This window comes from Thalassobius sp. MITS945101 (assembly GCF_047123305.1).
Classification (GTDB): domain Bacteria; phylum Pseudomonadota; class Alphaproteobacteria; order Rhodobacterales; family Rhodobacteraceae; genus Thalassobius.
Map to the genome: position 1 here is coordinate 1,108,142 of NZ_CP138918.1, position 20,598 is coordinate 1,128,739.

The 20,598-nt window shown below is 58.2% G+C and carries 18 protein-coding genes; 10 read left to right on the forward strand and 8 right to left on the reverse strand.

Annotated elements, in window-relative coordinates:
• Window position 1 precedes the first annotated feature (1 nt).
• Genes coaE through SIC14_RS05685 form a run of 3 tightly spaced genes read right to left on the reverse strand, consistent with a single transcriptional unit; the run spans window position 2 to window position 2,030 of the window.
• Window positions 2–604: a dephospho-CoA kinase gene (gene coaE, locus SIC14_RS05675; RefSeq protein ID WP_412564856.1), complete on the reverse strand. Its 603-nt coding sequence runs from the start codon at window positions 602–604 to the stop codon at window positions 2–4.
• Complete coding sequence (locus SIC14_RS05680) at window positions 601–1,434, reverse strand: shikimate dehydrogenase (protein WP_412564857.1); 834 nt, start codon at window positions 1,432–1,434, stop codon at window positions 601–603. Before SIC14_RS05680 ends, coaE begins: the two co-directional genes overlap by 4 nt.
• Window positions 1,431–2,030, reverse strand: coding sequence for a Maf family protein (locus SIC14_RS05685; protein ID WP_412565827.1), 600 nt, complete (start codon window positions 2,028–2,030; stop codon window positions 1,431–1,433). Before SIC14_RS05685 ends, SIC14_RS05680 begins: the two co-directional genes overlap by 4 nt.
• A 591-nt stretch (window positions 2,031–2,621) precedes the next feature.
• Between SIC14_RS05685 and rho the strand changes: the two genes are divergently transcribed.
• The 6 genes from rho to SIC14_RS05715 are packed head-to-tail and all read left to right on the forward strand — an operon-like array spanning window position 2,622 to window position 9,431.
• Entirely contained in the window at window positions 2,622–3,893 is a 1,272-nt protein-coding gene (rho, locus tag SIC14_RS05690; RefSeq protein ID WP_412564858.1) for a transcription termination factor Rho, read from the forward strand.
• 18 nt (window positions 3,894–3,911) lie between these two features.
• A complete protein-coding gene (mnmE, locus tag SIC14_RS05695) occupies window positions 3,912–5,198 on the forward strand; it encodes a tRNA uridine-5-carboxymethylaminomethyl(34) synthesis GTPase MnmE (protein WP_412564859.1) in 1,287 nt (428 codons plus the stop codon).
• 3 nt (window positions 5,199–5,201) lie between these two features.
• Entirely contained in the window at window positions 5,202–7,079 is a 1,878-nt protein-coding gene (gene mnmG / locus SIC14_RS05700) for a tRNA uridine-5-carboxymethylaminomethyl(34) synthesis enzyme MnmG (RefSeq protein WP_412564860.1), read from the forward strand.
• Window positions 7,076–7,684, forward strand: coding sequence for a 16S rRNA (guanine(527)-N(7))-methyltransferase RsmG (rsmG, locus tag SIC14_RS05705; RefSeq protein WP_412564861.1), 609 nt, complete (start codon window positions 7,076–7,078; stop codon window positions 7,682–7,684). The genes mnmG and rsmG overlap by 4 nt, the downstream gene beginning before the upstream one ends.
• Window positions 7,677–8,489: a ParA family protein gene (locus SIC14_RS05710; RefSeq protein WP_412564862.1), complete on the forward strand. Its 813-nt coding sequence runs from the start codon at window positions 7,677–7,679 to the stop codon at window positions 8,487–8,489. Before rsmG ends, SIC14_RS05710 begins: the two co-directional genes overlap by 8 nt.
• 21 nt (window positions 8,490–8,510) lie before the next feature.
• A complete protein-coding gene (locus SIC14_RS05715; RefSeq protein WP_412564863.1) occupies window positions 8,511–9,431 on the forward strand; it encodes a ParB/RepB/Spo0J family partition protein in 921 nt (306 codons plus the stop codon).
• Window positions 9,432–9,461: 30 nt separating this feature from the next.
• Here the strand turns inward: SIC14_RS05715 and SIC14_RS05720 are convergent, their stop codons facing one another.
• From SIC14_RS05720 to rph, 4 genes are read right to left on the reverse strand one after another with little or no spacing between them, the layout of a single operon-like run.
• Window positions 9,462–9,815, reverse strand: a complete 354-nt coding sequence (locus SIC14_RS05720; protein WP_412564864.1) for a YbaN family protein — start codon at window positions 9,813–9,815, stop codon at window positions 9,462–9,464.
• A gap of 1 nt (window position 9,816) precedes the next feature.
• Complete coding sequence (gene hemW, locus SIC14_RS05725; RefSeq protein WP_412564865.1) at window positions 9,817–10,986, reverse strand: radical SAM family heme chaperone HemW; 1,170 nt, start codon at window positions 10,984–10,986, stop codon at window positions 9,817–9,819.
• A complete protein-coding gene (rdgB, locus tag SIC14_RS05730) occupies window positions 10,979–11,587 on the reverse strand; it encodes an RdgB/HAM1 family non-canonical purine NTP pyrophosphatase (protein WP_412564866.1) in 609 nt (202 codons plus the stop codon). The genes hemW and rdgB overlap by 8 nt, the downstream gene beginning before the upstream one ends.
• Window positions 11,580–12,296 (reverse strand): ribonuclease PH, encoded by a 717-nt coding sequence (gene rph, locus SIC14_RS05735; RefSeq protein ID WP_412564867.1) that lies wholly within the window; start codon window positions 12,294–12,296, stop codon window positions 11,580–11,582. Before rph ends, rdgB begins: the two co-directional genes overlap by 8 nt.
• A gap of 136 nt (window positions 12,297–12,432) precedes the next feature.
• Between rph and hrcA the strand changes: the two genes are divergently transcribed.
• The 3 genes from hrcA to SIC14_RS05750 all read left to right on the forward strand — a co-directional run bounded on the left by hrcA (window position 12,433) and on the right by SIC14_RS05750 (window position 15,305).
• On the forward strand, window positions 12,433–13,497 hold the full coding sequence (gene hrcA, locus SIC14_RS05740; RefSeq protein ID WP_412565828.1) for a heat-inducible transcriptional repressor HrcA: 1,065 nt from the start codon (window positions 12,433–12,435) through the stop codon (window positions 13,495–13,497).
• A gap of 19 nt (window positions 13,498–13,516) precedes the next feature.
• Window positions 13,517–14,086, forward strand: coding sequence for a nucleotide exchange factor GrpE (locus SIC14_RS05745; RefSeq protein ID WP_412564868.1), 570 nt, complete (start codon window positions 13,517–13,519; stop codon window positions 14,084–14,086).
• Window positions 14,087–14,396: 310 nt separating this feature from the next.
• Entirely contained in the window at window positions 14,397–15,305 is a 909-nt protein-coding gene (locus tag SIC14_RS05750) for a TPM domain-containing protein (RefSeq protein WP_412564869.1), read from the forward strand.
• Between the two features lie 8 nt (window positions 15,306–15,313).
• Here the strand turns inward: SIC14_RS05750 and mutS are convergent, their stop codons facing one another.
• Window positions 15,314–17,938, reverse strand: coding sequence for a DNA mismatch repair protein MutS (gene mutS / locus SIC14_RS05755; protein ID WP_412565829.1), 2,625 nt, complete (start codon window positions 17,936–17,938; stop codon window positions 15,314–15,316).
• Between the two features lie 253 nt (window positions 17,939–18,191).
• Between mutS and SIC14_RS05760 the strand changes: the two genes are divergently transcribed.
• Window positions 18,192–20,447 carry an NADP-dependent malic enzyme gene (locus tag SIC14_RS05760; RefSeq protein WP_412564870.1) on the forward strand — a complete coding sequence of 752 codons (2,256 nt, stop codon included), beginning with the start codon at window positions 18,192–18,194 and terminating at the stop codon, window positions 20,445–20,447.
• Window positions 20,448–20,598: the final 151 nt, after the last annotated feature.

The following is a 20,598-nucleotide window of genomic DNA, read 5'->3' on the forward strand; positions in this document are numbered from 1 at the left end:
CTTAAGCCCCCTTTTTGGCCGCCATACGGGCCCGGATGTCACTCAGCACCTCCTGCACCTGTGTGCGGGCATGGTCCAGCGTATCCGTCTCAATCTCATAATCCGCCCGCGCGCGTTTTTCAGCAATAGGCATCTGCTTGGCGCGAATGGCCTCAAACTGGGCCTCAGACATGGTGCCACGGGCCATCACACGGTGTTTCTGGGTCTCAGCATTGGTGAAAACCGTCACCGTGGCGTCCATTTCGCGGTCACCGCCGGTTTCGAACAACAAGGGGATGTCAAAAACCAGCACCTCGGCATCGGTTTCTGCAATGAAACGGGCCCGATCCGCACCGACAAGCGGATGCACGATCGACTCGATCTCTTTCAGAACCGTTTCATCCGCCACAATCAGCCGCTTCAACGCCTCACGCGAAACAGCATTGTCCTCGATCGCATCAGGAAAAGCCGCGGCCATGGGGGCAACCGCAGCCCCCCCTTTTCCATAAATCCGATGCACCGCCGCATCCGCATCCCAAACCGAACAGCCCAGATCCGCAAAAATCTGCGCCGTGGCCGATTTGCCCATGCCAATAGACCCGGTCAGCCCCAGTTTGAAACTCATCGCAGCAGCACCGCGCGGATGTCTGCGTCCACTTCCGGGCGTTTGCCAAACCAACGTTCGAATCCGGGCACGGCCTGGTGGATCAACATGCCCAACCCGTCCACGGTGACGCAGCCCATCTCTTCGGCTTCACGCAGCAGGCGGGTTTGCAGCGGATTATAGACCAGATCGGTGACCAAAGCGCCCTTTTGCAACCCATCCAGCGGCACCCTCAGCTCTGGGTGGCCCAACATGCCAAGGCTGGTGGTGTTCACAACCGTCGCGGCATCTTCCAACATATTGCCCGCCTGAACCCAATCTATTACATTGATTTTGCTACCAAAATCTGATTGCAACGCTTCGGCACGGGCGCGTGTCCGGTTGCTCAGCAAGATCTCGGGCGCCCCCGCGTCCAGCAATGAGGCCAGAATCGCCCGCGCAGCCCCGCCCGCGCCAAGAACGGCGGCTGGCCCGGCCTTGGCATCCCAATCTGGTGCGTTCTGACGCAGGTTTTCGATAAAGCCAAAGCCGTCCGTGTTGTCGGCATGGATCCGGCCATCTTCGAGGAAGATCAACGTGTTCGCCGCCCCAATGAGTGTCGCGCGATCCGTCACCACATCGGCCACCTTCAAGGCGGCCTCTTTATGCGGCACGGTGACATTCACCCCAACAAATCCGGCCTTCGGCAGGCTACGCAACACCTGTTCAAAATCCTCAGGGGCCACATCCATCGGAACATAATGCCCGGGCAGGCCCAATTTGCGCAGCCAGTGGCCATGCAGACGCGGGGATTTACTATGGGCAATCGGCGATCCAATCACACCGGCCAGAGGGATTTTCGCGACACTCATTGTTGCAACTCTCCTCGCAATGTCAGGTAGTTAAGCATTTCCATCATCGGCAAACCTAGAACGGTAAAATAGTCGCCGTCTATACGTGAGAACAGGCGCACCCCTTCTCCTTCCAGCTGGTAGCCGCCAACACAATGCGAAATCTCCGGCCAATTGCGTTCCAGATAGCCATCTAGAAATGCGTCCGAAAAGTCGCGCATCCGCAGGCGCACCTGGCCAATATGCCGCCAAATTGGCTTTCCAGCGGCACATATAACGGCAGCTGACAGCAACATATGGCGTTCACCACGCATTTGGACAAGCTGAGCGCGCGCCTCAGCGGGGGTTTCTGACTTGGACAACAGGGTTCCGCCCAAATCCAGCACCTGATCGCAGCCAATCACCAGCGCGTCAGGGTGTTTTTCGCTGACCTTCAGCGCCTTCATCTCTGCCAGGGTGTCTGCCACATCCCGCGGCGGCGCATTTTCCGCCAACATCGAGGCCTTAACCATTTCTTCATCGATTCGAGGTTTGATGATTCGCACCGGAACACCGGCGTTTTCCAGCAATTGCCGCCGAATTTCCGACCCGGAGGCGAGGATTAAATTTTTTTCCATTTTTTCTCTCACCCCGCACATGTGGATAACCCCGTGGGAAACGGGTGCAACTTCTTTGGGGTGAGCTTTGGATGGTTATGGGATGTTTTTCAAGCTGTGAGAAACTCACCTCGTTTCACGGCGAAATTCTATCCTTTCTCCCCTTGGGGCAAGGATAACCTTTTTGCTGTGGGAATCCGGCTTCGTCCCGCTTGTCTCCAGCTTTTTCCCACGCTGCAATCAACAGGGGAAGAAAGGGTCTAAACCTTTGAAAAGAAAACTATGAATCTCGACTCTCTGAAGCCGAAAACTTACGGTTTTCCAGACAGTTTTCAACAATCAGAATCTTCGGTGAAAATGCCTTGGGATAACTCGCTAATCCACAGAAATTCTCTGCCCTATAATCAAAATCAATTCTTTTTCTTTCTTATATTTTTTTTAAAGGCGCCTGAGGGACACTCTCTCGTCGATCTCAGCCCTCCTGCACGTGTCATGCCGAATTGACTCAAAATCTCGACGCCCGTAAGAAGGGTTCACCGCCTCGTCCGAGGCAGGTGCTTCCAGTTTATCTTAGCCAGTGCAGCGCTCTGAGGCGCTGACGCAGGATTGTCTATGTCTAACCAACGTCTGAATCTGTCCGATCTTAAGGCCAAAAGCCCCAAAGACCTTCTGTCTATGGCCGAAGAGCTTGAGATCGAAAACGCCTCGACCATGCGCAAGGGCGAGATGATGTTCCAAATTCTCCGTGAAATGGCGGATGAAGGTTGGGACATTGGCGGTGACGGCGTTCTGGAGGTTCTCCAGGATGGATTCGGTTTCCTGCGGTCGCCCGAAGCGAACTACCTGTCAGGCCCCGATGACATCTATGTCTCGCCTGAGATGATCCGCAAATTCTCGCTGCGCACCGGTGACACCGTTTCTGGCGTGATCAAAGCGCCGGAAGAAAGTGAACGCTATTTTGCGCTGACCGAGGTTGAGACCATCAACTTCGAAGAACCGGCCAAAGCCCGTCACAAGATCGCCTTTGACAACCTGACACCGCTTTATCCGGATGAACGCCTGCAGATGGAGATCGAAGATCCCACCATCAAAGACCGTTCCGCCCGCATCATCGACCTGGTTGCGCCGATCGGGAAAGGCCAGCGTTCGCTGATCGTAGCCCCGCCGCGTACCGGTAAGACGGTTCTGTTGCAGAACATCGCCCATAGCATCGAACAAAATCACCCCGAGTGTTATCTGATCGTCCTTTTGATCGATGAACGCCCGGAAGAGGTGACCGACATGCAGCGTTCGGTGAAAGGGGAGGTGATTTCCTCGACCTTCGACGAACCTGCCACCCGTCACGTCGCTGTTTCCGAGATGGTGATGGAGAAAGCCAAACGTCTGGTGGAACACAAACGTGACGTTGTGATCCTGCTCGACTCGATCACCCGTCTTGGCCGCGCCTTCAACACGGTTGTGCCGTCCTCGGGTAAGGTTCTGACCGGTGGTGTTGACGCCAACGCGCTGCAACGCCCGAAACGTTTCTTCGGCGCCGCCCGGAACGTTGAAGAGGGCGGGTCGCTGACCATCATCGCAACTGCGCTGATCGACACTGGTAGCCGCATGGATGAGGTGATTTTCGAAGAATTCAAAGGCACCGGCAACTCGGAAATTGTGCTGGATCGCAAAGTGGCCGACAAACGGGTCTTCCCGGCGATGGACATCCTCAAGTCCGGCACGCGGAAAGAGGATCTGCTGGTTGATGCGAAAAACTTGCAGAAAACCTTTGTTCTGCGCCGCATTCTGAACCCGATGGGCACCACGGATGCAATCGAATTCCTGATTTCCAAGTTGAAACAGACCAAGACAAACGGCGAATTTTTCGATTCGATGAACGGCTAACGCTGTCAGGGGCCCATGATGGACACGATCTTCGCCCTTGCCACCGCCCACGGCAAGGCCGGGGTTGCGGTGATCCGGATTTCCGGCCCGGCTGCCTTTGCGGCTGGTGAACACCTGGCAGGTTCCCTGCCGGATCCGCGCCGTGCGGGGCTGCGTCTGCTGCGTGATTCCAGCGGTGTTCGGCTGGATGAGGCTCTGATCCTGACGTTTGAAGATCGCGCCAGCTTCACCGGTGAACCGGTTGTTGAGCTGCAATTGCACGGTTCTGTCGCCGTGGTCGGCGCGGTATTGCGGGAGCTGGGCACCGTTGACGGATTGCGCCAAGCAGAACCTGGTGAGTTTACCCGCCGCGCTTTGGAAAATGGCCGTTTGGATCTGGCGCAGGTCGAAGGGCTGGCTGATCTGATCGAGGCCGAGACTGAAGCCCAGCGGCGTCAAGCGTTGCGGGTGTTGTCCGGTGATCTGGGCACCAAAGCCGAAAGTTGGCGCAAAGATCTGATCCGCGCCGCCGCGCTGTTGGAAGCCACCATCGATTTCGCAGATGAAGACGTGCCGGTCGACGTTTCGCCCGAAGTGAACGCGCTGCTGGATCGGGTGATGGCATCCTTGGCGATTGAGATCGCCGGCGTCTCGGCCGCGGAACGGGTCCGAACTGGTTTCGAAGTGGCAATTGTTGGCGCGCCTAATGTTGGAAAATCTACACTTCTCAATGCTTTAGCGGGTCGTGATGCGGCAATTACCTCGGAATTTGCAGGCACCACACGCGACGTGATTGAGGTGCGGATGGATATTTCCGGGCTGCCGGTCACATTGCTTGATACGGCGGGACTGCGTGAAACACAGGACAAAATCGAAGAGATCGGAATCCAGCGGGCCCGCGAACGGGCAGGGCTTGCCGATCTGCGTGTTTTCTTGGTCGAAGGCGGGCAAGCCCCTGACTTCAAACCGGAAACCGATGATATTGTATTGAAAGCCAAAGCGGATACGCTGGCAGACAAGACCGGAGCTGTATCGGGGGTAAGTGGTGACGGCGTTGCGAATCTGATAGATTTACTGTCTCAAAAGCTTTCGGCCCGGACGGCGAATATCGGTATTGCCACCCGTGAACGACATCGTGTCGCGATGGAACGGGCGGTTGATGCGTTGGCTGCGGCAAAGAATTTTGCTGGGATGGGCGAAGAGATGACCGAACTCGCCGCCGAAGAAATGCGGACTGGAATCAAGGCGTTAGATGCTTTGGTTGGTCGTATAGACGTTGAAAACTTGCTGGATGAGATCTTCGCCAGCTTCTGTCTTGGCAAGTAAGGAGTGTTTCACGTGAAACAATTCGACTTCGATGTGATTGTGATCGGGGCAGGTCATGCAGGTTGTGACGCTGCCAGTGCCGCGGCTCGTATGGGCGCGCGGACGGCTTTGGTCACGCTGAAGCGGGACGGCATCGGCGTCATGTCCTGCAACCCGGCGATTGGTGGCCTGGGCAAGGGGCATTTGGTGCGTGAAGTGGATGCTTTGGATGGCGTGATGGGCCGTGTTGCGGATGCAGCTGGCATTCAGTTTCGCTTGCTCAATCGCCGCAAAGGCCCTGCAGTACAAGGACCGCGCGCGCAGTCTGATCGTAAGATCTACCGCGAAACCATGTTGGCTGAGATGGAAGCGCAACAGGGGTTGGAGATCGTAGAAGGGGAAGCTACCGATTTTATCATGCAGGGGGACACCGTGTCTGGCGTTGTTCTGGCTGATGGACGTGAGCTGCAGGCCGAGCAAGTTGTTTTGACCACCGGCACCTTTCTGCGTGGCGTAATCCACATCGGCGATGTTCAAAAGCCCGGCGGCCGTATGGGTGACAAGCCCTCGGTCAAACTGGCGGAGCGGATCGATAGCTTTAATCTGCCTTTGGGGCGTCTGAAAACCGGTACACCGCCGCGTCTGGATGGCCGCACGATCAAATGGGATCTGCTGGACAGTCAGCCGGGCGATGATGAACCGGTGCTGTTTTCGTTCATGTCCGATAAGACAACGGCGCCGCAGATTTCCTGCGGGATCACCCACACCAACGAACGCACCCACCAGATCATTCGCGATAATCTGGATCGCTCCGCCATGTACGGCGGGCATATCGATGGGGTAGGGCCGCGCTATTGCCCCTCGATCGAAGATAAGATCGTGCGTTTTGCCGACAAAACCTCGCATCAGGTGTTCCTGGAACCTGAAGGTGCTGACGATCACACGGTTTATCCAAACGGTATTTCGACTTCGCTGCCCGAAGAAGTGCAGCTGGACTACGTCCGCTCGATCTACGGCCTAGAGGAGGCCGTGATCCTGCAGCCGGGCTATGCGATTGAGTATGACTACGTGGATCCTCGGGCTTTGGACGCGCAATTGGCTGTGAAAACGGTGCCGGGTCTGTTCCTCGCGGGGCAGATCAACGGCACCACCGGGTATGAAGAGGCCGCGGCGCAGGGATTGGTGGCTGGTTTAAACGCCGCTGCGCGAGCCCTGGGCAAGGATCCGGTCATGTTCAGCCGTTCCGACAGCTACATCGGTGTGATGATCGACGATCTGACCACCCGGGGGGTGACCGAACCTTATCGGATGTTCACCTCCCGCGCCGAATTCCGTCTTTCTTTGCGGGCAGATAACGCAGATCAGCGCTTAACACCCAAGGCGATTGAACACGGGTTTGCAACGGAGACCCGGAAAACGGCCTTCGAGGATAAGATGGCACGGTTGAACGCCGGGCGGACGCGTCTGGAAGAATCGAGTTACACACCTCGGCAGCTTGCCCAACATGGCTTTAAGATCAATCAGGACGGATCACGGCGGAGCCTGTTTCAGGTACTTGCCTTCCCGGATGTCGATTTTGACAAGCTCGTCGAATTGGATCCGGGCCTTACTGATGTGGACCCAGAGATCCGCAGCCAGCTGGAGAAAGATGCTCTTTACGCCAACTACATCCAGCGGCAGCAACGTGACGTGGAAGCGGTAAAGCGAGACGAGCAGCACGTCATTCCTGAAGATTTCTCCTATGAAGCGCTCGATGGGCTGTCGAATGAGTTGAAACTGAAGCTTAACCGCGCAAAGCCTGCAAATCTCTCGCAGGCAGCCCGTGTGGATGGGATGACCCCGGCAGCGTTGACACTGCTTTTGGCAAAGCTTCGGCAGGCAAAGCGGGAAAGAACGGCGTGACGGACATTGGACTCACTGTTTCACGTGAAACAATTTCACAGTTGGAAGCTTACGTTGCGCTCCTCGAAAAATGGAACACGCGGATCAACCTTGTTGCGCGGTCGACGCTTGGTCAGATCTGGGATCGTCACTTTGTAGATTCCGCACAGGTGTTCGCCTATGCGCCTGAAGATGCTCGTCATTGGGTGGATCTCGGTAGTGGCGGTGGGTTTCCGGGCCTCGTTGTGGCGGTTTTGGCCAAAGAGCTGCGCCCTGAAATGCTCGTCACCCTGGTGGAGAGTGACACCCGGAAGGCAACTTTCCTCCGCACCGTCATTCGCGAGCTGAAATTGCCTGCAAAGGTGATCGACGCTCGGATTGAAGGAATTGAATCACTACAAGCGGATGTGTTGTCTGCGCGCGCGCTGGCGGATCTGAAACAATTGTTGGACTTTGCGGATCTTCATCGCAAATCCGGCGGCGTGGCGCTGTTCCCCAAAGGTGCCACCTGGAAAAAAGAAGTGCAGGAGGCGCAGCAATCGTGGCGATTCGATTATGAGCGTTTTACAAGTAAAACCGAAGCTGAGGCCGTCATTCTGAGAATCGGGGAAATCGAGCATGTCTGATCCTACGCGCCTGCCGGGGCCGAAAATCATCTCTGTCGCCAATCAGAAGGGTGGGGTGGGCAAGACCACCACCACGATCAACCTGGGCGCGGCCCTGGCGGCGCAGGGCCGGAAGGTGCTGGTGGTGGATTTGGATCCGCAGGGCAATGCTTCAACCGGATTGGGCGTTGAAAACGATGCGCGGGAGTTCACAACCTACGACTTGCTGTTGGATGACGTGGATCTGGAAACGGTGATTCAGGCCACTGGTACTGAGGGTTTGAGCATTATTCCGGCAACTGTAGACCTCAGTTCGGCCGATATTGAGCTGATTTCCAACGAAAAACGGGTGTTTCTGTTGCATGACGCGTTGCGTCAACATGCGATGGACCGGTTGAACTATGACTTTATCCTGATCGATTGTCCGCCGTCTTTGAACCTGTTGACGGTGAACGCAATGGTGGCGTCCCATTCGGTACTGGTTCCGCTACAATCCGAGTTCTTTGCGCTGGAAGGTCTGTCTCAGCTGATGTTGACCATTCGCGAAGTGCGTGGCACCGCCAATCCTGATCTGCGCATCGAAGGCATCGTGCTGACCATGTATGACGCCCGCAACAACCTGTCGCAGCAGGTGGAGGCCGACGCGCGAGAAAATCTGGGTGAGCTGGTCTTTAGCACCGTGATCCCCAGAAATGTGCGTGTGTCCGAGGCGCCGTCTTACGCGGTGCCTGTGCTGGAATATGATCCGCAGTCCAAGGGCGCACAGGCTTATCTGTTGCTGGCCAAAGAACTGCTGGAAAAAAACGTCAAAATCGCTGCTCAATAAGCAAGAATAACAGGAGGCACCATGAGCGATCGCCCGAAAACCCGAGGTCTGGGCCGCGGTCTATCCGCATTGATGGCCGACGTCACACCCCCCGCCGCGGCGCCGGCAGAGGGGCAGGGGGAGGCTGCGCGCCGTCCCGATATGATGGTGCCGATCGAAAAGGTGCATCCCAACCCGGATCAGCCGCGTCGAACCTTCACCCAGGATCAGCTGGATGAGCTGGCGGCTTCGATCAAAGAGAAAGGCATCATCCAGCCCCTCGTTGTGCGGCCGATGCCTGGTAAACCGGGTGCCTTTGAAATTGTGGCTGGCGAACGCCGTTGGCGGGCGGCACAACTGGCGATGCAACATACGGTTCCGGTAGTGGTGCGGGACTTTGATGACACCGAAGTGTTGGAAGTTGCGATCATTGAGAACATCCAGCGGGCCGATCTGAACCCTGTGGAAGAGGCCGCAGGCTACAAAGCCCTAATGGAGAAATTTGGCCACACCCAGGAAAAGCTCTCGGAAGTTTTGGGCAAAAGCCGTTCTTACATCGCCAACCTTGTACGGCTGCTGCAGTTGCCGGATGAAGTTCAAGAGTTTCTACGCGACGGTAAGCTGTCTGCAGGCCATGCGCGCGCGCTGATTACGGCGGATGATGCCGTGACTTTGGCGAAAAAGGTGATCCATTCTGGTTTGTCGGTGCGCGAAACCGAACGACTGGCCAAGAAAGGTGTTGCGGAGGTCTTTGGCGCCGACAAGCCAAAAGCCAAGCCGGCGCGCAAGGCAGTTGAGAAGGATGCGGACACCCGTGCGTTGGAGGCGGATTTGTCCGCTGCGCTGCGGATGAAGGTCTCAATCGAACACGACGCTGGCGGCGAGAGCGGCAAGCTTGTGATCAGCTACGATGATTTCGACGGCCTTGATGAGCTGTGCCGTAAACTCTCAGTCGTGAACTAAGCTTGTTTCACGTGAAACATCGCGCCCGGATCAGTGGTTCGGGCGCGTCCAGATGAAGAGCATGACGCAGGACAGTGTCACCGCCTGAATTGCCAGAACATGCAGCGGCAGCTGCAGGATCAGCGAAATCAGGAACACCACCACAACAGACCCCGTCGCATAGCGTTTGGCCCGGAGGTTAATTGCGCCGCGTTCCTGCCATTCCAGGATCGAGGCGCCAAAGGTGGGGTGGTTGATCAGCCAGCCGTGCAGCCGTTCTGACGAGCGGGCAAAGAAAAACGCCGCCAGCAACATAAACGGCACCGTGGGCAGGAGGGGCAGAAAGACCCCGATCAGGCCAAGGCCAACACAGATCAGCCCAAGGGTTGCCCAGAGAATGCGCATATCAATCCACCAACAGTTCTTTGATGATGGCATTCAGCACCATGCGCCCGTCCTCTGTCACTTGGACAGAGTGACCTACCTGCTCGATCATCCCGATGTCTGAGAGATAGGTGATTTTTTCGGGATTCAAAGGCTGACCGGCCAGATTTTCATAGCGTTTTGCGTCTAGCCCTTCACGAATGCGTAGCCCCATCATCAGGTATTCACTCGCTTGATCTAGTGGGTCGATGGCATCGCGCTTCTCCAATGGTGTGCCAGCCTCAATCGCATGCAGCCATTTGCCCGGCGTCTTCTCCGTATCTGTAGCGTAGCGCCTGCTGCCTGTTGTGATCCGCCCGTGGGCGCCAGGTCCGATGCCGATGAAATCACCATAGCGCCAATAGATCAGGTTGTGGCGGCTTTCCGCACCAGGTTTGGCGTGGTTGGAGACCTCATAGGCCTCCATACCCGCCGCAGCACAGAGTTCTTGCGTTGCGGCATACATATCTGCGGCGCTGTCATCTTCGGGCATCCCGCGCAGCAAACCGCGGTTATAGCGGTCGCCAAAGGCGGTGCCCTGTTCGATGGTCAGCTGGTAGAGCGACAGGTGGTCAATGGCCATTCCCAGGGCCTCGGTCAGCTCGGACCGCCAATCGGCAAGGCTTTGGTCCTGCCGGGCATAGATCAGATCAAAGCTGACCCGCTCAAACTGATTGCGGGCAATGTCAAAGGCGGTGCGGGCTTCTTCAACCGAATGGATCCGGCCCAATCGGCGCAGATCGGGGTTGTTCAGGGCCTGAATCCCCATCGACACGCGGGACACGCCAGCCTGCGCATAGTCACGGAAACGGCCTGCCTCGACCGATCCGGGGTTGGCCTCTAACGTCACCTCCAGATCGTTTGCCTGCGGCCAAATCTGGCGGATCCGGTCAAGGATGCCATGCACCACAAAGGGTTCCATCAACGAAGGTGTGCCGCCGCCAAAGAAGATCGAGGTCAGCACACGATCCGGCATCTCTGCGGCATAGCGGTCAAGTTCGGACAGATAGGCCTTCAGCCAGCGGGCTTGGTCAATTTCACGGGAAACATGCGAGTTGAAATCGCAGTAGGGGCATTTGGCCGCGCAGAACGGCCAATGCAGGTAAAGGCCGAAGCCTCCTTGGCGCCAGTCCTCTGTGACGGGATCAGCCAAAGCAGCCCTTCAGGAAGGCTTGAACAGCGCGGCCACGGTGGCTGATGCGGTTCTTTTCTTCCTTCTCCATCTCGGCGCAGGTGATGTCATAGCCATCCGGCATGAACATCGGATCATAGCCAAAGCCGTGTTCGCCACGGATCGGCCAGACCAGATTGCCGGGCATCACCCCTTCGAAGACCTCATCATGTCCGTCGGGCCAGGCTAGCACCAGCGTGCAGCGGAACTGGGCAGAACGCGGTGCATCAGGGCCTTTGGCGGTGATCTCATCATTGGCGCGGGTCATCGCGATCATGAAGTCCCGACCAGAGCCTGTTTCGGCCCAATCCGCCGTGTAAACACCCGGTGCGCCGTCTAGCGCGTCGATGGTGATCCCGCTGTCATCGCTGAGGGCAGGGAGGCCAGTGGACTGCGCGGCGGCATGCGCCTTGATCCGGGCGTTGCCGACGAATGTATCCTCGGTCTCTTCCGGTTCTGGCAGGTCCATTTTGGCGGCACCCACCACGGACACGCCGTGGGGGGCCAGGATTTCGGTGATCTCTTGCAGCTTGCCCGCGTTATGCGTGGCTACAAGGATCTTATCACCCTCGAACTTACGCATTGACGGCGGCCATCTGGGCGGCGACCAGTTCGGCCACACCTTTTTCGGCCAGATCCAGCAGCTGGTTCATCTGGTCACGGGAATAGGTGGCGCCTTCGGCGGACATTTGGGTTTCGATCATCTGACCGTTGCCCAGCATGATGAAGTTGCCATCAACACCGGCCTCAGAGTCTTCGGGGTAGTCCAGATCCAGCACCGGCTGGCCGGCGTAGATACCGCAAGACACGGCTGCAACCGGCGAAATCAGCGGGTCAGAGACGACCTGACCGGTCTTCATCAGTTTTTGAACCGCCAGCTTCAGGGCAACCCAACCGCCGGTGATCGAGGCACAACGGGTGCCACCATCGGCCTGAATAACGTCACAGTCCACGGTGATCTGGCGTTCGCCCAAGGCAGAACGATCCACACCAGCGCGCAGGGAACGGCCAATCAGACGCTGGATTTCCACGGTGCGGCCACCCTGTTTGCCAGCCGCCGCTTCGCGACGCATCCGCGATGTGGTCGAACGCGGCAGCATGCCGTATTCTGCGGTGACCCAACCCAGGCCCGAACCTTTGATGAAAGGCGGCACGCGGTCCTCAATGGTGGCGGTGCAGAGCACATGGGTGTCGCCCATGCGGATCATGCAGGAGCCTTCGGCATGTTTGGTGACATTGGTTTCAATGGAAACCGGGCGCATTTCGTTGAGTTCTCTTCCGGAAGGACGCATCTCAAAATTCCTCTTTTCGATTTGACTGCGGGGATACAGGGCAGAGGGGTGCAGTGGCAAGGGTTGCGAGGTGCTTTGGTGCAAGCGTGATTGACCTTTTGGAGCGATGCTCTTTAATGGGATGCCGAGGATGAGCATGACAGACCGCAGTAAAATTCTGGATGAGATGAACGACCGCTCGCGCGAAGTGTTTCGCCGCGTCGTTGAGGGCTATTTGTCCAATGGAGAGCCGGTAGGCTCGCGCACCTTGACCCGCGAGATGAGCGAGAAGATCAGCGCAGCTACCATCCGCAATGTGATGGGCGATCTGGAGTATCTGGGCCTTCTGGATAGCCCCCATGTCAGCGCAGGCCGGGTGCCAACGCAGCAGGGGCTTAGGATGTTTGTGGACGGTCTGCTGGAGGTCCGCGATCTGGATCAGACCGACCGCCACGCACTGGATCAGACAGTGACCAGCAACGCAGGTGATGTGCAGGATGTGCTGGACCGGGTCTCGACCGCGCTGTCTGGGGTCACGCAGGGCGCCTCACTGGTGCTGGCGCCAAAACATGAGGCGGCGATCAAACACGTCGAATTTGTCTCTCTTGGGGCGGATCGGGCGCTGGTGGTGCTGGTGTTTTCAGACGGTCACGTGGAAAACCGTGTCTTTACCCCGCCGCCGGGGCAGACTCCTTCGGCGATGCGCGAAGCGGCAAATTTTGTGAACGCCTTTGTTGAGGGCAAGACCCTCAGCGAATTGCGCGGCACCATGAAACAGCAGATCGAGGCAAGACGGCAAGAGATCGACACACTGGCCCATGCGCTGATCGACAGCGGCATGGTGGTTTGGGCCGAAGACGGCGATCAACACGAGCGACTCATCGTGCGGGGACGGTCGAATCTGTTGCAGACCGAAGGCGCCGAAGAAGACCTGGATCGCATCCGCGAGTTGTTTGACGATCTGGAACGCAAGCGGGATATCGCGGATTTCCTTGATTTGACCGAAGCCGGCGACGGGGTACGCATTTTTATTGGCTCTGAGAACAAACTTTTCTCACTTTCGGGTTCCTCTTTGGTGGTCTCTCCATATATGAACGCTGACCGTAAGATTGTTGGTGCGGTGGGGGTGATTGGCCCCACAAGACTGAACTATGGCCGGATTGTTCCGATTGTGGATTACACGGCTCAGTTGGTTGGACGGATGATTTCCGACCGCAGCTAAAGTTGGAAAAGGTGGCACTATGCCTAGAGAAGACGAATTCCTCGACGATATCGAGACCGCCGAAGCGGAGCTGGAAGCTGAAGAGCGGGCCGAAGAAGAGGCGCTGGAGCTGGAAGTGGAAGGCGACGAGCTGGAAGCGCTGCGGGCCGAACGCGACGATTACCGCGACAAGTTCATGCGCGCCCTGGCCGATGCCGAGAACTCGCGCAAACGCGCCGACAAGCAGCGCCGCGAGGCCGAGCAATACGGTGGCTCAAAACTGGCGCGGGACATGCTGCCGGTTTACGACAACCTGCAGCGTGCGATGGATGCGATCAGCGACGAACAGCGCGAGGCCATGGGTGCGATGCTGGAAGGTCTGGAACTGACCCTGCGCGAGCTGAAGAACACCTTCAAGAAACACGGCATCGAGGTCATCGCCCCCGCGGTGGGTGACAAGTTCGATCCGAACGAACACGAAGCCATGTTCGAAGCGCCCGTGCCCGGCACCAAAGCCGGTGAGATCATTCAGGTCTCGGCTGTGGGCTTCATGCTGCACGACCGCCTGCTGCGTCCGGCACAGGTTGGCGTCAGCTCGATGACGGCATAAAACTCATACCCCTGGTCGCAAGTGGCGGATCGGGGATTTGAGTATTTCTGGCAAGATGAAAGGCGGGGTCGCAGGGCCGCGCCTTTTTCTTTGCGCCTGACCCGGCGCTGGGGGCGACGGCGCATTCTTGACAGGAGAGGCGAAAATCGGGCCTCTTAGAGCGATGAGATTTGCCCTTCATGCCCTGTTATGCCTCCTCCTGATGCTCAGCTCTGCGAGAGCGCAGGAGTATCCGGCCTATAATGACCTCTATGTTAATGATTTTGCTGAGATTTTAGACCTTGGGCACGAAAGTATTCTAAGGCGGAATTTGAAGGCTCTGCGCGACGAACAGGGCATTGAGTTCACGGTGGTGACTCTGCACTCCATGTCGGACTACGGTCACGACGGAAACATCGAACCTTTCGCCACCGGGTTGTTCAACGCGTGGGGTGTTGGTGATGCCACCCGCAATGACGGCGTGATGATGCTGGTTGCGGTGGACGACCGTGTGCTGCGGATCGAGGTGGGATCAGGCTATGGCGACAGTAAGGATCTGGTGGTGCAGCGGATCATCGACCGGATCATCGTACCGGAGTTTTCCGAAGGCGATTTTGCACATGGTATCATGGAAGGGGTCGAAGCCGTCATCGCTGATCTGAAAGGCGAAGAGATTGGCAGCGACAGGGGTGAGGTGATCTATCCGCCAGGGTATGAGCCGCCAGGGTTCTTTGAGCGCTACGCCGCGTGGTTCTATGCCGCCACCACACCGGTGGCTGGATTCGGCGCCTGGCTGTTTATGAAATGGCGTCGGCGTCGTCCGCGTGTCTGTCCGGTGGAGGGCACCACCATGCAGCTGGTTCCTGAGGATCTGGATGATGCGCTGCTGTCCGAGGGGCAGAGCAAAGAGGAAGCGTTGAAGAGCGTGGACTACGATGTTTGGGAATGCCCAGACTGTGGTCATCGCACGATCGAGGCCTATCGCAGGTGGTTCTCTTCCTACGGCGCTTGTCGCAGCTGTAATTATCGCACGGTGGACAGCGACAGCACCATTCTGGAGCATCCGACCTATTCCAGTTCCGGCTTGCGACGGGTGGATTACAGCTGCCAGCATTGTGGCGACGAATGGTCGGGGACCGAGGTCATCCCGCGCAAGGAGCGCAGTTCCTCCTCCTCCTCGTCCTCGTCGTCTTTTGGCGGCGGCAGCTCCTCCGGTGGCGGCGGCTCCGGTAGCTGGTGAGCAGGCTGTTAGGCCTTGCTCAACTCTTTCAGCTCATAAAGCAGCGTCAGCGCCTCGCGCGGGCTGAGATCATCGGGCAGGATCTGATCCAACCGTTCCTCAAGTTTTGACGGGCCAGTCGCAGCCACAGCGGGCGCCGGCGGCGGCGCGATGGAGAACAGCGGCAGATCGTCGATCACCGCCTGTTTCTTGCCGCCTTCGCGTTCGCCTTTCTCCAGCGCATCCAGCACCACCCGGGCGCGGGCGACCACCGCATCCGGCAGGCCCGCCAGTTTGGCAACCTGCACCCCGTAGCTGCGATCCGTCGCGCCTTTGCGCACCTCATGGAGGAAGATGACCTCGCCCTCGAATTCTTTCACCGCAACAGTGGCGTTGTCGACGCCTTTCAGCTTTTCCGCGAGGTTGGTCATTTCGTGGTAATGGGTGGCAAACAGAGCGCGGGACTGGTTCACATCGTGCAGATGTTCCAACGTGGCCCAGGCGATCGACAGCCCGTCATAGGTCGCGGTGCCGCGGCCGATTTCATCCAGAATGACCAGCGCGCGGTCGTCGGCCTGGTTCAGGATGGCGGCGGTTTCCACCATTTCCACCATAAAGGTCGACCGGCCACGGGCCAGATCATCCGAGGCACCGACACGGCTGAACAGCTGGCTGACAATGCCAATTTTTGCGGCCTTTGCAGGCACATAGCTGCCGATCTGTGCCAGTAGCGCGATCAATGCGTTCTGCCGCAGGAAGGTCGATTTACCCGCCATGTTGGGACCGGTCAGCAGCCAGATGTCCGCCCCGGCAGAGCCATCGGCCAGGTCGCAGTCATTGGCGATGAAGGGCGCACCACCCTGTTTGCGCAGCGCCAGTTCAACAACGGGATGGCGGCCGCCGCTGATCTGCAGGCAGCGGGAATCGTCCACCTGCGGTTTGGCCCAATCCTCGGCTCGTGCCAGATCGGCAAGGCTGGTGGCAAGGTCCAGTTCGGCCAAGGCCCGCGAGGCGACGTTGATGTGATCGGCGCGGTCCAAAATGGCGCGGGCGAGGCTGTCGAACAGACGCTTTTCAATCTCCAGCGCGCGGCCACCGGCGTTGAGGATCTTTGTCTCCATTTCCGACAGGGGTACGGTGGTGAAACGCACTTGATTGGCGGTGGTCTGGCGGTGCTTGAACGTGTCTGACAGGGGTTCAGACAGCATCTTGTCGGCGTGGGTGGCCGTCACCTCAACGAAATAGCCCAATACGTTATTGTGCTTAACTTTCAATGAGTTGATGCCAGTCAACTCTTGGTATTCGGACTGCATCGCAGCAATCACGGAGCGACCTTCATCGCGGAGCTGGCGCATTTCATCCAGCTCTTCGTCAAAGCCCGGTGCGATGAAGCCGCCGTCACGGGCCAGCAGAGGTGGCTCTGCAATCAGGGCGTTTTCCAAGAGGTCGGTCAGCGCGTCGTGACCCACAAGCGCCTCAGAAGCATTGCGCAGCAGATCGGGCAGGGGGGCGGCGTCGATCCGTTCGCTGATCTGGGCGGCTTGTCCCAGACCGTTGCGAATGGCCGCCAGATCGCGGGGGCCACCCCGGTCCAGCCCCAGCCGTGAGAGGGCGCGATCGAGGTCCGGCACCCTACGCAGATCGTTGCGCAGATCTTCGGCCAGTCGGGACTGTTCCAGCGCAAAATCCACGGCGGTCAGCCGGTCATGGATCACGTTCAACACCCGCGACGGGCTGGACAGGCGACGTTCCAGCAGGCGGGCGCCAGCGGCGGTGACGGTGCGGTCAATGGCCGCCAGCAAAGAGCCGGCGCGGCCCCCGTTCATCGATTGGGTCAGTTCCAGATTGCGGCGGGTGGCAGCGTCGATCTGCATCACACGTGCCTGTGCTTCACGCTGAGGTTTCTGCAGCAGCGGCAGTTTGCCCTTTTGGGTGATTTCCAGATATTCAACCACCGCACCCATCGCCGAAACCTCGGCGCGGGTGAACTGGCCAAAGGCCTCTAGTGAGCCGACAGAAAACAGATCACACAGGCGTTTTTCGGCTGATGTGCTGTCGAAGGCAGCACGGGAAAGTGGGGTCAGAGATGTGCCCGATTCAGCGACTATTTCACCCAAATCCGCCTCTGACGCTTCGGAAATCACCAGTTCCGATGGCATCAACCGCGCCAGTTCCGGCCCCAGACGGACGGGGGGCAGCGGCATTACATGAAATTCACCGGTTGAGATATCGACCCAGGCCAACGCGGCCTCATCGCGCACGGTGGCATAGGCGGCCAAGAAGTTGTGACGGCGGGCTTCCAACAGGGAATCTTCGGTCAGGGTGCCCGGGGTGACCAGCCGCACAACGTCCCGTTTCACCACGGCCTTGTAGCCGCGTTTTTTGGCCTCTGCTGGGCTTTCCATCTGTTCGCAAACCGCCACACGGAAGCCTTTGCGGATCAGAGTCAGCAGGTAGCCCTCGGCGGCATGAACGGGGACGCCGCACATGGGAATGTCGGCACCCTCATGTTTGCCCCGTTTGGTCAGCGCGATGTCCAGCGCTTCGGCGGCGGCAACGGCATCGTCAAAGAACATCTCGTAGAAATCGCCCATCCGGTAGAACAGAAGCGCGTTTTCATAGGCTTCTTTGATCTCCAGATATTGCGCCATCATCGGCGTTACTGCTGCTTTGGCCTTCGTCACCTTTTGTCCCCCAAGGCATTCTTTCGCGCGACAATACGTGGTGCGAGTCCGAGGGGAAAGGGGGCTTTGTAACCCGTAAAACAGGGCCGCGTGACAGGGATTTGATTTTGATAGCGATAACGAAAGACTTTCAAAAAAAATCCATAGGTCCTTGCGGTTGAGACCTGTGGACAGGCACGTTATGCAGTCTTGATCGCAGAAATTTTCGGAATGAATAATCGCCATGACCAAACAGAAAGTTACCCGCGAAGAGGCTTTGGCCTTTCATTTAGAACCCACCCCAGGCAAGTGGGAGGTTCAGGCCACCGTTCCGATGACCACCCAGCGCGACCTGTCGCTGGCCTATTCGCCCGGTGTGGCGGTGCCCTGCGAAGATATCGCACAAAACCCCGAGCTGGCCTATGACTATACCAACAAGGGCAACCTTGTTGCGGTGATTTCCAACGGCACCGCGGTGCTGGGTCTGGGCAACCTTGGCGCGCTTGGCTCCAAGCCGGTGATGGAAGGCAAATCGGTTCTGTTCAAACGCTTTGCGGATGTGAACTCGATTGATATCGAACTGGACACCGAAGACCCCGATGAGATGATCAAAGCGATCAAACTGATGGGGCCGACCTTTGGCGGTATCAACCTCGAAGATATCAAGGCGCCGGAATGTTTCATCATTGAGCAGAAGCTCAAGGAAGAGATGGATATCCCCGTCTTCCATGACGACCAGCACGGCACCGCCGTGATCTGTGCCGCCGGTCTGATCAACGCGCTGCATCTGTCGGGCAAGAAGATCGAAGACGTCAAAATCGTGCTAAACGGTGCGGGCGCGGCGGGCATTGCCTGTATCGAACTGTTGAAATCGATGGGCGCACGTCACGAAAACTGCATCGTTTGTGACACCAAAGGCGTGATCTATCAGGGTCGTACCGAGGGTATGAACCAGTGGAAATCGGCCCATGCGGTGTCGACCAAGCTGCGCACGCTGGAAGAGGCGATGGAGGGGGCGGATGTCTTCCTTGGTGTGTCGGTCAAAGGGGCCGTGACGCAGGAAATGGTGCAGGCGATGAACGACAATCCGGTGATCTTCGCGATGGCGAACCCGGACCCCGAGATCACCCCGGAAGAGGCTCATGCGGTCCGCCCCGATGCGATTGTGGCCACCGGCCGTTCGGATTATCCGAACCAGGTGAACAACGTCTTGGGTTTCCCCTATCTGTTCCGCGGGGCGCTGGATATCCATGCCCGCGCCATCAATGACGAGATGAAGATCGCCTGCGCCGAAGCGCTGGCCGAGCTGGCGCGTGAGGACGTGCCGGATGAGGTGGCGATGGCCTATGGCAAATCGCTGAGCTTTGGCCGGGATTACATCATCCCGACGCCGTTTGACCCACGCCTGATCTATGTGATCCCGCCCCGTGTGGCGAAGGCCGGCATGGATACGGGCGCAGCACGTCGTCCGATCATTGATATGGACGGTTATGAGCAGTCGCTGAAGTCGCGCATGGACCCAACCGCCAACGTGATGCGCGGCATCCACGCCCGCGCCCGCAAGGCGCAGGCCCGTATGATCTTTGCCGAAGGGGATGATCCCCGCGTTTTGCGTGCCGCCGTGCAGTATCAACGCTCCGGTCTGGGCAAAGCGCTGGTGGTGGGCCGTGAGGCCGACGTGAAAGACAAGCTGGAAGCCGCCGGTATGGGCGACGCTGTGCGCGAGCTGGAGGTGGTGAACGCCGCCAACACCCGCCACTTGGATCAGTACAAGGACTTCCTTTACAACCGTCTGCAACGGAAGGGTTTTGACCGCCACGATGTGCATCGTCTGGCCAGCCGCGACCGGCATGTGTTCTCGTCTCTGATGCTGGCGCATGGGCATGGGGACGGGTTGATCACCGGGGCAACCCGCAAATCGGCGCATGTGCTAGAGTTGGTGAACCACGTGTTTGACGCCGACGCCGCACATGGCGCGGTTGGTGTGACGGCTCTGCTGAACAAAGGCCGGATTGTGCTGGTGGCGGATACGCTGGTGCACGAATGGCCGAACGAAGAGGATCTGGCCACCATCGCGGAACGGTCCGCCGATGTGGCCCGTCACATGGGGCTGGAGCCGCGGGTGGCCTTTGTCAGCTTCTCGACCTTCGGCTATCCGGTGTCGGAACGCGCCACCAAGATGCATGGCGCTCCCAAGGTTCTGGAAGCCCGCGGCGTCGACTTCGAGTTCGAAGGGGAAATGACCGTGGATGTGGCGCTGAACCGTCAGGCGCAGGAGGCCTATCCCTTCCAGCGCCTGTCGGGACCTGCCAACATTCTTGTTGTGCCAGCGCGGCACTCGGCCTCGATCTCGGTCAAGCTGATGCAGGAAATGGGTGGGGCAACGGTGATTGGCCCAATTCTGGCGGGTATCGACAACTCGATCCAGATCTGCTCGACCAACTCCACCGCAAACGACATCCTGAACATGGCCGTTCTGGCCGCTTGCAAGGTGGGGTGAGGGAACTCATTCTCGCGAAAAGAAACGCCCGGCCATCAGGCTGGGCGTTTTGCGTTGAGGGGGGCGGGTGTGGCCCGCTTTGACCCCAATGGGCATTCGCCCTTTACGATCAGGTGCAGGCGTTCGCGCTGCAGCAAAAGGTCGCTTGCAA